Raw genomic sequence first — 13,824 nt, forward strand, 5'->3', positions numbered from 1 at the left:
ATGGGAGAACGTGTAGTTATTGCTCTTGGTGGGAACGCAATTTTACGACCAAAACAAGAAGCAACAGTTGCAGTACAGTTAAAAAATTTAGAAACAAGTGCAGAACAAATTGCACGAATTGAACAATTAAATTATGAGGTTGTTTTGACCCATGGAAATGGTCCACAGGTAGGAAACATTTTACGCCAAAATGAAGTAGCAAAAGAGGTAGTTCCACCTGCGCCATTAGAAGTTTGTAACGCACAATCACAAGGGTTTATTGGGTATATGATGGAGCAAACGATTAAAAATGCGTTGAAAAAAAATCAATCGAATGCATCGGTGGTTACTCTGTACACCCAAACAGAAGTAGACCGAAAAGATCCTGCATTTAAACAACCTAATAAACCCATTGGTATTTTTTATGATGAGGATGAAGCAAAGAAGCTGGCTGAGGAAAAAGAGTGGACAATGATGGAGGATGCTGGGCGTGGGTATCGTCGTGTGGTTCCCTCACCAATGCCACTTTCTATTCATGGAATGGAAGCAATTTCTCACTTATTAGAAAAAAATATCATTGTGATTGCAGGTGGAGGAGGAGGAATCCCAGTCTACAAAGACGATGAGGGGATGCTTCACGGGCTAGAAGCAGTCATTGATAAAGATCGTACGGGAAAGAAAATGGCTGAGCAGGTCGATGCTGATATTTTCATGATGTTGACAGATGTGCCTAATGTATATATCAATTATGGAAAACCAAATCAAAAAAAATTAGAAGAATTATCAGTTGCTGAAGCTGAGCAATATATGCAAGAGGGTCATTTTGCAGATGGAAGTATGGGTCCCAAAATGGAGGCTGCTATTTCGTTTGCAAAAGGTGGCCGAAAAGCAATTATTTGTGCGCTGGACGAAGCAGATAGAGCGTTGCAAGGAAAAGCAGGAACTCGAATTGTAGGGTAAGAGAGTAGATAAAATAAGATTAGAGAGCAAACATATCGAAGGATGTGTTGCTCTCTAATCTTATTGTGTTTTTACACTCAGGTAAATGAGAGGAACTTGTGAGTAATGATCTATCTCAACGGTGGTCATTCTTTTCTGATTGTCACTTGGTTTGCTGCCTCAGATAACTCGATTGCCATTCGCAGATTTAAACTTGTCTGCGGGTTTTGAATCGTGCTCTCTAATAGCTCCTCACATTGATTAATCCGATATTTAATCGTATTTCTATGAAGATAAAGAACACTGGCCGTTTTAGAAATCTCACAATTAAAATCGAGATAATACTTTAAAGTCTTGCGCAGTTCAATTAGTGAGGGCTCTGTAGGATACGCTAGCTCTTTTAAGGTTTTTGTACAGAAGTAGCGAATATCCTCCGTGTTGGTCTGTTCAAATAAAGCAAATAGTCCTTTCGCATGATAATACTGAAAGATAGGCGGTTCCTCTAATTGTTTTAATTCCTCCATAGATATTTTAGCCTCCACATAAGAACTAGCCACTTCCTCTAGCGCTTCATAGGCATTGCCCAAAGTGAAATGTAGTTGAATGGGAAGTACTTGTGCCAGTTCAGTAGATAAATCTTGAAAAATTTGCTCAAGAGAGGCTTCTGGTTCCTGAAATAACAAGGCAATATCATTACTCCCTTTTATGGGGAAGATAAGGACATTCTTTACTCTCTCAGGCAGTTTTTCCTGAAGCCATGCCAAAGCAAGCTGAGATTCTTCTGCTTGATATCTTAACTTTGTAGCATCTTTTTGTTGAACAAAACAAGTCGCTATATTTAGTTGATAAAAATGACTGTCAACAATTCCAAAAGACTGTCCTAAATCCAGCCAGTTTCTCCCTTCATTTTTTTCAAAATTTTGAGAAGTAATCAATTGATTAAGATAGTCATTTTTTAGCATGTCAACGGATTCTTGGATTTTTTGGTTTTTAAAAAGCATAAACGTAAGGACAAGAACTGCTTGATCAATTGCAAATTCCGAGGTTGGGAAAGGAATTTGTTCAGGATTTAAAACGAATAAGTAATATGGAAAGTACGTATCAATTTTTATTGGAAATCCAGCTATTTGAATCATTTTATTTTCAGGATTCTGAATTAAAAAGGAAGTTTTTCCTCTATCGATTCTTCGAAAATGATTGTCGTTAATCTGATGGATATAGTGTTCTACTGAGTGTGCTCCTTTTGAAAAATGAGTAGAATACGCAAGAATTTCTTTCCATGGATTTAACAAAATAGTCGGAGCGTTAATAATTTTCCCTAAATCTGTAATAAAACGTTCACTATCTACATCATGAATCAAAAGATTGGTAAAGCGCTTTTGTATATCTAAAGCGTAGGTTAACTGCTCGGTTTTTGAGTCCCAGAGATAGCTGAGCATTTTATGTAAAAGCTGTCCCAAAGGCTGAGTGGAAGGGACTTCAACAATAGGCAAGTCTAATTCTGTTCCGTAGGCGATGATTTCAGCTTCTATTTCACCCAAAAAGCGTCCTACTTTGATACCTAAGCCAGCGCTATTTTTTTCTTTTAAAGAACGAATCATTTGTTTTAAATCAGACTGATTATTTTTAAAAGCCATTGCAGTTGTCAGAATAAATGTTTGTTCGGGAATATAATTAGCGACGTCAGGAGTTTCTGTAATCTCAACACTGACGATTTCATGTTGTTTTGTATGAGTAGAAAGGATGTGTAAATCTGAAAATCTAGGTACTTGTAAAACCTCTTCTAAAGTTGCCAAACATAGCTCCTCCTTAAACTAGTATAAATGAATGAACTCTTTCATTTTAGATGAAAACGAAAACATTTGCAAAATTCTATTAGCTGTTTTGCACAAATAAGTGGAAACATTAGTTAATAAAACCAATGAATGCGTTGATTTTCTCTATTAAAATTAATAAAAAAAGAAATGAGGGTAAGCAATGTATAAAGAAGTGAATGTGAGTAAGCGAATCATTATGACCCCGGGACCTGTAGAAGCACAACCACGAGTGCTACGACAGATGAGTCAAACTATTGTCGGCCAATTTGATCCAGAATTTTTAACCATTATGAGTGAAGTAAAAGAGATGATCAAAATACCATTCGGCACAAAAAATAAACAGGCATTTGCTGTAGATGGAACTTCCAGAGCTGGAATAGAAGCTGCACTTATTGCACTAATTCAGCCAGGAGACAAGGTGCTGATTCCTGCGTATGGTCGATTTGCCTATCTTTTAGGAGAGATATGCCAACGTGCACAAGCGGAAATTATTTGGCTGGAAAAAGAATGGGATGCTCCATTTGAAGAAAAAGAAGTGATTGAAGCGATCAAAAAATCGCAGCCTAAGATTGTTGCCATGATTCATGGAGAAACAGCCAATGGTCAGATGCAGTCTCTGGCTGAGATTGGCGAATACTGCCGACAAAATGAGCTCTTTTTTGTTGTGGATATGGTTGCTACTTATGGTGGAGTAGAGCTAAAGGTTGACGATTGGAATGTTGATATTGCGATTGCTGGGACGCAAAAGTGTGTGAGTGTTCCTTCAGGTTTATCACTAATTACTTATAATGAACGGGTAGAAAAAGTATTAGCTGATCGATACCAAAAAGAATTAGGGCTTGGTGATGATGAGCAAAGTGATGCCTACATTTCCAGTAATTATTTAGATCTTTCTCAATTAGAAAAATACTGGAGTCCAACACCAATCAATCATCATACCGAAGCAACTGTAATGATCTACGGATTACATGAAGGTCTGCGGTTAATGATAAATGAGGGAATGGAGAATGTGATTGCACGTCACAAATATAATTATGAGGTATTAAGAGAATCTTTTGCAAAAATGAATCTGACATTTTATGGAAATATGGATACCATGATGCCTACAGTACTTCCTATTATGATTCCAAAAGGAGTAGATGGAGAAGCTGTCAGAAGCACTTTGTTAAGGGAGTATGGAATTGAGATTGCCTCTTCTTTTGGTTCTCTTCAAGGTAAAGTCTGGCGAGTGGGAAATATGGGGTATAGCAGTCAAAAATCAAATATTCTTCTTCTGTTAAGTGCATTTGAAACCGTTTTGAAGGCATATGGTCATGACTTTGACTATGGTGCAGGAAGTATTCATGCATTACAAATGTATCAAGAAAAAAATGATTGTGCAAAATAGACAAAAAAGTTTGTGAATTTGTGAAAATAGGATGATTTTTTTGCTCTTGTTACCGTTTACAATTAGTCTATCGAGGGAACTCGAATAACGAATTATACGGAGGTCTAAAATGGAAGCAAATGAAGCAAAAGGCAAGGTTGGATTTGCCTATTGGAAAAAAATTGTCATTTTATTATGTGCGGGCTGGGTGACTATTTGGATTTATAGATCTGCATTATCACCAGTCTATCCACAAATTCGCGAATCTTTGGGAGGAAACGTTTCAGATACAGCTTTGGGATCTATCTCTAGTTTTTACTTCCTAGGCTATGTTATCATGCAAATTCCAGCAGGTTTTCTGGTAGATAAAATTGGAAAGAAAAAAGTTTTAATTCCCGGATTTATTGTGTTTGGAATTGCAGCGGCATTAATTTCTCAGGCGCAAAGTTTAGGAATGATTTATGCGGGTAGCTTGTTAGCTGGCTTGGGTTGCGGTTCTTTTTATGGTTCAGCATATTCATTAACTTCACAAAATATTCCCAAAGAAAAGAAGAGTTTTTCAACGGCAATTGTGAATAGCGGGTCGGCAGTGGGTTCTGGCCTAGGAATGATTCTTTCTAGTTTCTTAGTTGCACAACAAGGATTGCCTTGGCAAACGATGATGTATATCTCAGTCATCATGATTATTTGTATGATTTTTGCATTTCAAGCTATTATTCGTAATAATAAAGAGGACATTGAGGCCTTGAAACAACAAGAACTCAATGTGGTGTCTGAAGAAACAGAAAATGTGCAAGCCGCTTCTGAAAAAGTATCCTTTACAAAACTTTTTGCACCAAAAATGCTCTTCACTTATCTTCTTTATTTTGCTACGTGCTATGCTTATTATATGACGGTTACTTGGTTGCCCAATTTCTTAGGAACAGAACGTGGATTTGAAGGAGCAGCAATTGGTTTTTCATCTTCACTGGTTGCATTTGCTTCTATTCCAGGGGCGTTGTTCTTTAGTAAATTAGCAGATAAATATATGCATAAGAAAGTAAGCTTTATTATTATTTTAGAATTACTAGCAGCTGCTATGTTATTGTTAACCGTTCAAGCAAATACATCAACATTTTTATTAGTTGCTTTAATCTCCTATGGTTTTTTAGGGAAATTAGCTGTGGAGCCGATTATCATCTCTTGGTTAGGGGAGAATGCTCCTCAAGTAGGTGTCGGAACAACTCTTGGCGTATTCAACTTCTTTGGGATGATGTCTTCGGTCATTGCGCCTACATTAACAGGCTCAATTTCTGATTCAACTGGCTCAAAAGTAATGGGCTTTTATATTGCTGTTATTCTTCTAGTTGTTGGCACTTTGCTATTTTTACTTGCAAATATTAAAAAAAAGACGAATAGTTAACAGAAAGGAATAACCGATATGCCGAAGATATTAAAAAGCTTAACAAATCAAATTTTATTAGCAACGATCTTAGGTATTATTTTGGGGTTAATCTTTCACGAACAAATTGTATTTCTCAAAGTAGTTGGCGATGTTTTTCTAAGGTTAATTCAAATGTCTGTAGTTATTTTAATTATGGGTGCTGTTGTGGAGGCTGTAGGGAGTTTAGATCCCAAAACGTTGGGTGGAATTGGTCTAAAGGTAATGCTGTGGTTTATTGGGTCAACGATACTTGCTGCTGGAATAGGTGTCGGAATGGGTCTTCTCGTAAAGCCAGGAGCAGATGTAGTCATCGCCAATTTAGATGTCGAACAGATTACATATAATAGTAGCGGCAGCCTTTCAGAAATTATTTTAGAGTTTTTCCCAAGTAATATTATCGAATCAATGGCAAATGCTAATATGATTCAAGTCATTGTATTTGCTCTTTTATTTGGTTTAGCACTTAGCTTAACTGCTAAAAAAAAATCACAGTCCGTTTTGGAATTCGTTGTTAGTTTTAATCATGTGATATTGAAGATGGTAACGCTCGTTATGAAGTTAGCACCAATTGGAATTTTCTGTCTTGTAGCACCAATGATTGGAACTGTTGGTGTTGAAGTGTTGCTGACTTTGACAAAGTTTTTACTTACACTTGGAATAGCATCAATCTTATTTTTAATGCTGTGGTTATTATTAACAGCTGTTTATTGCAGAATCCCCTTTTTCTCTTTATGCAAAAAGATGTGGCGTATGTCTGTGGTAGCTTTTACAACTACATCTTCAGCCGTAACGTTACCTATTCAGCTTGAAGATAGTGAAGAGAAGCTAGGAATCAGTAATAGAATTTCAAAATTGGTTCTTCCATTGGGGATGACCCTAAATAGTAATGGTTTAGCATTGTTTTTATCAATTGCCATCATTACATTTGCTCAATTTTACGGAATAAACTTAGCGTTGCCAAATTTGATACAAGTAGTGATTTTATCAACACTGGCATGTTTAGGCACTGTTGTTGTACCTGGTGGCGGGTTGGTTGCCTTGGCAACAGTTATGCCTATGATTGGTTTACCAACAGAAAGTATTGCAATTTTAGCTGGGATTGACTGGTTTTCAGGGATGTTTAGAACTTTATTGAATGTTGATGCAGATACAACAGTAGCTTTAATTATTGCAAAAGATGAAGGCGAATTAGATTACTCAAAATATAAATAAAATAGACCTCTGGCAAATGTGTAGAGCACTCATCATCAGATTGTTGAGTGTTCCGCTGCTGCTAGGGGTTTTTGATTATTATACGAGGAATTAAATAGGTCAGATTCAGAGAGTGTTCCACTCGTCCAGTCATTTCTTTTTTCGTGTGAAATCATTTAATTCTAAATCAGCCCTTCCTCAACACTTATTTTTCATTTCAAAACTTCTTCCCTGCTTTTCAGTGGTTCTAAAAAAATATTTAATTGAGTTATTAAAACTTTGATGGCACTCTGCAATCTTTTTCGATTGTTTCCAGCTGTTAATAAAACGACTGGATGTGTAAGATAGAATAGTTAATAGACTTCAGAACTATTTAAGACGAAATTTTCAGCGTAAGTACAAATAAAAACAGACAGTATTGAAAAGGAACGCCAAAACTGTCTGTCATAATTTCATTAGAAAATGTAAACCGAATTAATTAACGAAATACACCAAATCCACCAGTCCAAGAAATTTTTTCTGCTGCAGCTAGAGAGATTTGTAGGAAACCCATTGCTTCTAATTCGCGCGCACGTTTTAAAGAGCCTGCGTCAATAACTGCTAAGCCACTTCCTTCTAGAGCGTTGCCAATTGTTGATTTTGCATCCTGATTATCACCTGCAAGTAAAACCGTTGTTTGTTGTTGGTTAGCCACTTTTTTTGTTTCCAATGTAGCACCAAAAGTTGTATTAAATCCCTTAACTACTTTTGCGTCAGGAAGTAGAGTTGCAATTTGAGCTGCCGCTGAACTATCTGCCGGCACCACCAACTCGTCAAAGGTATCAAAATTCACAGGATTTGTAATATCTATTATTATTTTGCCAGAAAGTGCCTCTTTGTATCCTTCAATAATGGAGCGAATAGCTGGGTAGGGGACAGCTAAAATAACAATATCTCCTAATTCACTTTTGGGAGAATCTGATTGAATGTAGCTTACATTGTTTCCTGCTGCTTCAAAATTTTTACCGATAGCTTGTCCCATATTTCCTTTACCGAAAATGCTAACTGTTGTCATATGTATCTCCTCCTCGTTGTCTATATAAAATAGAATACATCCCTTACAAAAAGTAAGCAAGAAGAATGACTCGCAAGTCAACACCATCAAGTCAGCCTTTGAGAGAAACTAAGACTTGTCCCTATCTAAATGTTAATAAACCGAATCAAGGAAAAAGGGTATCAGCAGTTAGATAAGTACGTAATGATAAGGTGAAAATTGATTTCTCAAAAGAGTTGACAACTAATTTTTTCAGAGGTATATTATCAAAGTGAACGATGTTCATCAAAGAGGGAGGGAGCGAATTGAATGTTTCGGTAACATCCAAAGAAGAGATTATACGCCAATGCCAACTGATGGTACAAACAGAGGGACTAGGGTCAATTAGTATCCGTTCAGTAGCTAAGAAATGTAAGATTTCAGTAGGTGCGGTTTATAATTATTTCCCCTCAAAATCTGCGTTACTTTCGGCTGTAATTGGGAGTATTTGGCTAGATATTTTTCATATGCAGGAAGATTCCTTTTCCTTTTCAGATTTCATCGCTTGTCTTTCTTGGTTATTTGAAAGCATTCAAGAAGGTGGAAAAAAATATCCAGACTTCTTTTCTTCTCATATTAGTGTGTTAGCTTCTGATGAAAAAGAAATTGGGAAAAAAATGATGGAGGAGTACTTTTCACACATTAAAGAAAGTTTGCTAAATGTGATTCTTGCAGATAAAAAAATTAAAGAATCTGCATTTAATAAGGTGCTCACACCAGAGTTGTTTGTTGAATATATTTTTCAATTGTTCATGTATGCTACGATGAATGATGCTAAAAATAGTCAAGGGATTCTAGAACTTGCACGAAAGTATCTGTATTAACCCGTTCTTTTTGAATGGGAATTTTTTTAACCGAACATGAACAATGTTCACATTGGTGGAGGATAGGTAAATGAAGATAAAAAAAGAACGTTTGCTGTTAATAGCAGGTTTTGTATGGTCCATAGCTGGAGGGAATATTCTGTTTATCGGATTAAACACGTATGCAGAATATATAAGTATAAGAAATGGCGCTCTGACATTGATTGTATTTTTTCTTTTTTGGCTGTTGGTTTTTAAAAAACTGACAAGAAAACACACGAAACGAATTAGAGAATACCCTGATGAAAAACAATTCTTTTGGCTTTTTTTTGATAAGAAATCATTTATTATCATGTTTTTCATGATGACTTTTGGCATTGTCATACGTACACAGCATTTACTGCCTAATCAATTTATTGCTGTGTTCTATACAGGGTTGGGCACGGCTTTACTACTAGCAGGAATTATTTTTTTAAAAAACTATATAAGAGAACAACGATCTTTGAAAGGATGAACAAAATGAGACGAACAATGAATTTATCAATTGGCTATTTTATAGCAGCGATGATTAGCGGTGTTTTTTATAGAGAGTTTACAAAATGGAATGAGTACACACAGCCAACAGTGCTTGGGGTACTTCATACACATTTACTAATTTTAGGAGTTGGGGTATTTCTCCTTTTAGCCGTTTTGAATAAACAAATTAAGATAGAGAGAAATAAGCAATATAACTCTTTTTTTCTTCTATATAATCTTTCTTTGCCGCTTATGATGCTCACCATGCTTCTTCGAGGGATAACAGAAGTGAAAGCTATATCTTTAAGCAAGATGTTCAATGGAATGTTATCAGGCGTAGCTGGACTTTCTCATATCGGGTTAGCTATCGCCTTGTGTCTGTTACTATTCATAATAAAAAAAGAGTTACTGAGAGAAGAGGTGAAGCAATAAATGTCTATGTTATTAATAATTGCAATTATTTGTATGACGCTAGCACTTGGGTTCTATACAATAGGCGTATTTGCTGAAAAAAAATCAGGAACACTACTTACTTGGCATGCAATTGTATTTTGGTGCGGGTTCATATTTGATACGACTGGAACAAGCATTATGAGTAAACTTGCAGGAAGCGGCTTCCAACTAAATCTTCATGGAGTTACAGGACTCATCGCTCTACTTTTAATGGCTTTTCATGCGATTTGGGCAACGGTTCTCTTGATTCGAAAAGATGATCAGTCAAAGAAAGTATTTCATAAATTCAGTATTGTTGTATGGGCTATTTGGTTAATACCGTATGTCATGGGGATGTTTATTGGAATGAATGGTTAATAAAATCCGTTTGTATGAGTGACTAGCAATAAAAGTCCACAGACAGTCTTTTAGCCCTCACGTAACAAAAGGCTCTATTTTTTACTAGCCAATTGTTATTAAGTAAGGATTACTTGTGTAAGCGGAGACTCATTTTATAAGAGTGAAAACAGACGATCTTTGGTCTGTTTTTTTTGTTGATGGAAGGAGTCGTTTAGGAAAATTGACTTTTTTGTGAAAAGTAGTTCTTTGGTTAAAAAAACAGAAAATTTATACGATTTGGATAAAATTTAAGTTACATGGTGAAAATGCTGAGTTCTTGCAGGTTTAAGAGTAAAAATGGTTTGACAAATTCTTTGCTACTTGATACACTTTAAACGCGATGTTTTGTTTATAAGCGGTTTTTTTTTGATACAAAAATAACCTAAGGTATTAAAACATATGTTTTTTTCGGACGTTGGAAATATCATTTTTAACCAGGGAGAAAACAGTTCGTACTTCGGAATAATTGAATAACTATTCTACTAGTTTTGAATAAGTTGATTCACAAGGATAAACAAGCGTGAGTAGTACAATGATTCAATATCTAGTGAAACATGTTCTAAATAAATAAGGAGGAAAGCAAGTTTTGTTTATTACTATGATTATAAGTAGCTTTCTTTTACTTGGGGGAATGGGGATATTTGTTTATCGGTATCTGGTATATAACCGGCTGAATCAAATTAAAGATGCAGAAAATTACGACCCCACTTTCCAAAGAAAACTAACTTATGTGAAACAGAAAGAAACAGAAAAGCATGTATTCTATCTACTTATCCTCGCTTTTTTATTACTAATTAGTCTGTTTGTGGGAACGATTTCGACTTATCAATTAACAAAAGCGTCAGATGCTTCTCAAAAAGAGATACAGCAGCTACAAGAGGAAGTCACACGGATAAATAAAACACAACAAATTGGATTGAATCAACAGGACTCTAAAGGGATTAATGAAATTCAGCAGAGTGAAGAAGTACCTGATGTTGATTTAAATCTAACTAGTTATAAGTGGAAAGAAGTCTTTGAAAATAAAAACCAAAGTGAAAAAAATAGAATAGAAGCGGACCTATCAAAAGAATTAAAAAACTATTTTAAGGTTGATACGGTTAATGTAACCCTAGTAAATAATAAGGCGATGAATCTCTTTTTAATTGGAGAGTCAAATGCTGCTGACGAAAGTGAGCAGCTATTAGATAAGGTGAGTGAGTTTGTTGAACAAGCAAATGAAGTCCCTGAATTAGACCAGATTCGCTTTGAATCAGACAAAGCACTAAAAAATGATGATACGAGTATTTTATATTCTAGAAAAACGAATCAAGAAAATTTCAAGGAACAGAGCAATAATACTAGTAAGATGAAGGAAGGAAAAGGGTAATGGTAGATAACAAAAAAGAAAGATGGTTTTCTCAAAAAAGTTTGATAGATGAGGTAAATAAAGTGTCGGATGAAGTTATTGAATCACTTTCACAAGACGATAGCGGTTCTAAATACAAAAAAAATACATCTGTTGATACAACATCAAATGACGCAGAAGATATGGAACGTAATATGAAGAGATATGAACGACAAATAAAAATTCTTCAAGCAGAGATGATTCAAGAAAAACAATTACATGAGCAAGAATTAAATGAAGTGAAAGCTGAGTTGGATACAATGAAAGAAACGAATCAAGCGAATTCAGCAGATGCAGAAATTCAAGAAGAGCTAGCACAATTAAGAAAAGAAAATGAAGAATTAAAAGCTGACTCTTTGAAAGTAACGGTGAATCATTCAGAAGAGCTGTCTAAAAAAATAGATTCTCTAAACGGAGAAGTTGTTGGTTTAACAGCGGATAAGCTTGATCTTAAAGATCAGCTCTTGGATATGACAGCAAAAAACAAAACGTTACAAGAAACACTAAAAGAAAAAGAAGCAATTATTCAGTCAATGACAAAACAACTGGATGAGCGAAACGATGGAGAAGCTGATTCAGAAGCTTTACTAAAAGCAAAACGTCAAATTAATGACTTAATGGAACAAAATGAAGACTTAAAACAAGAAGTAATTGAGTCTCAAAAAGAGATTGGTGAAGTTCTTGTTTCTGCCAAAAAACAAGCAAATCAAATGTTGGAAGAAGCACATGTAGAAGCAAAACATATGATTAGTAGTGCAGAGTTAGAATTAGAAAATATTGGTAGTCGTGCGAAGAAAATCTTCATTGAAGTAGAAGATTCTAAAGATCAGGTTGTAAGCATGTATAATGAAATGCAATCAAAAATTAATCAATTAGTTGAGGGAAGTTTACTTTCGGATTATCAATCAAAAAAGTAAGTAGAACTTACTACGGGCTCTATAAATAAGAATGTAGTAAGGCGTTTAAAAAGAATAAAACACCAACACTATTTGGTTTATCTGAAAATAGCAGTTGAGGGAAGTTTTAAAAAATAGTAACTAATAATGGGTAGCCCTCCGAAAATTAGATGAAGTATCTAGCTTTTGGAGGGTCTTTCATTATACTGGTACAAGGTATCTTTATAGAAGCAGCAATCCATGTTAGAATAAATACAGAGATGCAGTAAAAAAATCAATTGAGTGGAAATATAGGCAAAGAAATGCCGGTTGCCCTCTGAGGGCAATTAAATTTTATAACAAAAAATAACGAAACGTATTTATGATGAGTACAGAAAATGTTTAAATGACTAAAAATAGAAAGAGAGAATAACCATGGGGATTTTTAAAAGAAAAAAACAAAAAGCATTATTTGATGAATTTGATGATCTAGATGATGATGAATTTGATGACGACGATGACGAGTTTGACGAGGATGAATTTGAGGATGACAATGAAGAACTTGAGGAACTTCAAGAGAAAAATCTCCTGTTAGAAAAGGAAAATAGTAAATTAGCTTCTGATAAACAGGAGATGGAAAAAAATCGTGTAAAACTAGAAACAAAAATTCATGATTTGGAAACTGAATTATCATCTGTAGAAGCAATTCCATCAGATTATTCTGAGCGTGCAGTAGAATTAGAAGAGTACAAAAAGAGAGTAGAACGATTAACGGCAGAAAATGTAAAATTAACTTCTGACCTGCAAGAAGTTTCAAACGACAGCTCACAAATAGATACGGTAAAAGAAGCGTTTGCGAAAGAAAAACAAGATTTTGAAGCAGAAATTGAACGTTTAGCGAGCGAACAAGAAGCCTTACTTACTGAGAATAATCGCTTGGTAGATGTAAATCAAGAGCTCACAACTGAAAATGAACGTATGTCTGCAGAAATTTCTACATTGACTGAAGAAAATGAAAAACTTTCAAATGAAAATATTCGTCTTGCCTTAGAAATGAGACAATTAGAAGAAAAAGTGGAAGCCGAAGAAGCGACAGAAGCTGTTGAAGAAGTTGAATCACCACGTATTTCACTAGAAAAAGAACGATTAGAAAAAGAAAATGAAACCTTGCAAAATCGTTTGGAATTATTAACTCAACGTAATGATCAATTGGCTGATACTCTAACTAGGTTAGAAGAAGCTATTAGAAACCGTACAAACGAGCCGCAAGACGTAACGCAGACAGAAGAGTACAAAGAACTGTTAGCCCATGCGCAAGCCTTAGAAGAAGAATTAGAGCACATTAGACGTCAAGGACAAGCGGAAGACTATTATTCATTAACAAAAGATGAAATGGCTGAAGTTATGCTGGAAGCAAAAGCAAAAGCGAAAGATATTATTAAGAAAGCAGAAGTTGTTGCTTATGATATCAAGTCTGAAGTAGAAGAGGAATTACGTGCTCTTAAAGCAGAAGCATTGTTGTATCAACGAAATATTGAACGTGCAAAAGATGATTCAGCAGCGCTGTTTAATAAATTGATTGAACAAGCAAGTGAATTGAATCGTACATTCTAGGGGGGAAGAAA

At 35.3% G+C, this 13,824-nt stretch carries 13 protein-coding genes; 11 read left to right on the forward strand and 2 right to left on the reverse strand.

Annotated features, from left to right (window positions below; all coding sequences use genetic code 11):
* Nucleotides 1–939, forward strand: a complete 939-nt coding sequence (gene arcC, locus I589_RS01280; RefSeq protein ID WP_010769951.1) for a carbamate kinase — start codon at nt 1–3, stop codon at nt 937–939.
* Between the two features lie 125 nt (nt 940–1,064).
* Here the strand turns inward: arcC and I589_RS01285 are convergent, their stop codons facing one another.
* The gene (locus I589_RS01285) at nt 1,065–2,714 is read right to left on the reverse strand and encodes a PucR family transcriptional regulator (RefSeq protein WP_010769950.1); all 1,650 of its coding nucleotides are present in this window, start codon (nt 2,712–2,714) and stop codon (nt 1,065–1,067) included.
* A gap of 181 nt (nt 2,715–2,895) precedes the next feature.
* Between I589_RS01285 and I589_RS01290 the strand changes: the two genes are divergently transcribed.
* The 3 genes from I589_RS01290 to I589_RS01300 all read left to right on the forward strand — a co-directional run bounded on the left by I589_RS01290 (nt 2,896) and on the right by I589_RS01300 (nt 6,736).
* On the forward strand, nt 2,896–4,122 hold the full coding sequence (locus I589_RS01290; RefSeq protein ID WP_010769949.1) for a pyridoxal-phosphate-dependent aminotransferase family protein: 1,227 nt from the start codon (nt 2,896–2,898) through the stop codon (nt 4,120–4,122).
* A gap of 109 nt (nt 4,123–4,231) precedes the next feature.
* Nucleotides 4,232–5,503: an MFS transporter gene (locus tag I589_RS01295; protein ID WP_010769948.1), complete on the forward strand. Its 1,272-nt coding sequence runs from the start codon at nt 4,232–4,234 to the stop codon at nt 5,501–5,503.
* 18 nt (nt 5,504–5,521) lie between these two features.
* Entirely contained in the window at nt 5,522–6,736 is a 1,215-nt protein-coding gene (locus I589_RS01300; RefSeq protein ID WP_010769947.1) for a dicarboxylate/amino acid:cation symporter, read from the forward strand.
* Between the two features lie 457 nt (nt 6,737–7,193).
* Here the strand turns inward: I589_RS01300 and I589_RS01305 are convergent, their stop codons facing one another.
* Entirely contained in the window at nt 7,194–7,769 is a 576-nt protein-coding gene (locus I589_RS01305; RefSeq protein WP_010769946.1) for an NADPH-dependent F420 reductase, read from the reverse strand.
* Nucleotides 7,770–8,053: 284 nt separating this feature from the next.
* On the opposite strand from I589_RS01305, the gene I589_RS01310 reads away from it, so the two are divergent.
* From I589_RS01310 to I589_RS01340, 7 genes are all read left to right on the forward strand, one after another.
* Complete coding sequence (locus I589_RS01310; protein ID WP_010769945.1) at nt 8,054–8,611, forward strand: TetR/AcrR family transcriptional regulator; 558 nt, start codon at nt 8,054–8,056, stop codon at nt 8,609–8,611.
* Between the two features lie 70 nt (nt 8,612–8,681).
* Entirely contained in the window at nt 8,682–9,104 is a 423-nt protein-coding gene (locus I589_RS01315; RefSeq protein WP_010769944.1) for a hypothetical protein, read from the forward strand.
* 5 nt (nt 9,105–9,109) lie between these two features.
* The gene (locus I589_RS01320) at nt 9,110–9,538 is read left to right on the forward strand and encodes a DUF2871 domain-containing protein (protein WP_010769943.1); all 429 of its coding nucleotides are present in this window, start codon (nt 9,110–9,112) and stop codon (nt 9,536–9,538) included.
* Nucleotides 9,539–9,916: an HsmA family protein gene (locus tag I589_RS01325; protein ID WP_010769942.1), complete on the forward strand. Its 378-nt coding sequence runs from the start codon at nt 9,539–9,541 to the stop codon at nt 9,914–9,916.
* 607 nt (nt 9,917–10,523) lie between these two features.
* A complete protein-coding gene (locus I589_RS01330; RefSeq protein WP_010769941.1) occupies nt 10,524–11,306 on the forward strand; it encodes a hypothetical protein in 783 nt (260 codons plus the stop codon).
* Nucleotides 11,306–12,241, forward strand: coding sequence for a coiled-coil domain-containing protein (locus I589_RS01335; protein ID WP_010769940.1), 936 nt, complete (start codon nt 11,306–11,308; stop codon nt 12,239–12,241). Before I589_RS01330 ends, I589_RS01335 begins: the two co-directional genes overlap by 1 nt.
* 393 nt (nt 12,242–12,634) lie before the next feature.
* Nucleotides 12,635–13,813 (forward strand): coiled-coil domain-containing protein, encoded by a 1,179-nt coding sequence (locus I589_RS01340; RefSeq protein ID WP_010769939.1) that lies wholly within the window; start codon nt 12,635–12,637, stop codon nt 13,811–13,813.
* Nucleotides 13,814–13,824 lie beyond the last annotated feature (11 nt).

The sequence above is a fragment of the Enterococcus phoeniculicola ATCC BAA-412 genome, assembly GCF_000407505.1.
GTDB classification, from domain to species: domain Bacteria; phylum Bacillota; class Bacilli; order Lactobacillales; family Enterococcaceae; genus Enterococcus_K; species Enterococcus_K phoeniculicola.

What these genes read in the sequence shown, in the direction of transcription:
- I589_RS01300 (WP_010769947.1), top strand. Translation starts at nt 5,522, where the DNA reads ATGCCGAAGATATTAAAAAGCTTAACAAATCAAATTTTATTAGCAACG.
- I589_RS01315 (WP_010769944.1), top strand. Translation starts at nt 8,682, where the DNA reads ATGAAGATAAAAAAAGAACGTTTGCTGTTAATAGCAGGTTTTGTATGG.
- I589_RS01335 (WP_010769940.1), top strand. Translation starts at nt 11,306, where the DNA reads ATGGTAGATAACAAAAAAGAAAGATGGTTTTCTCAAAAAAGTTTGATA.
- I589_RS01295 (WP_010769948.1), top strand. Translation starts at nt 4,232, where the DNA reads ATGGAAGCAAATGAAGCAAAAGGCAAGGTTGGATTTGCCTATTGGAAA.
- I589_RS01325 (WP_010769942.1), top strand. Translation starts at nt 9,539, where the DNA reads ATGTCTATGTTATTAATAATTGCAATTATTTGTATGACGCTAGCACTT.
- I589_RS01290 (WP_010769949.1), top strand. Translation starts at nt 2,896, where the DNA reads ATGTATAAAGAAGTGAATGTGAGTAAGCGAATCATTATGACCCCGGGA.
- I589_RS01340 (WP_010769939.1), top strand. Translation starts at nt 12,635, where the DNA reads ATGGGGATTTTTAAAAGAAAAAAACAAAAAGCATTATTTGATGAATTT.
- arcC (WP_010769951.1), top strand. Translation starts at nt 1, where the DNA reads ATGGGAGAACGTGTAGTTATTGCTCTTGGTGGGAACGCAATTTTACGA.
- I589_RS01320 (WP_010769943.1), top strand. Translation starts at nt 9,110, where the DNA reads ATGAGACGAACAATGAATTTATCAATTGGCTATTTTATAGCAGCGATG.
- I589_RS01305 (WP_010769946.1), bottom strand. Translation starts at nt 7,769, where the DNA reads ATGACAACAGTTAGCATTTTCGGTAAAGGAAATATGGGACAAGCTATC.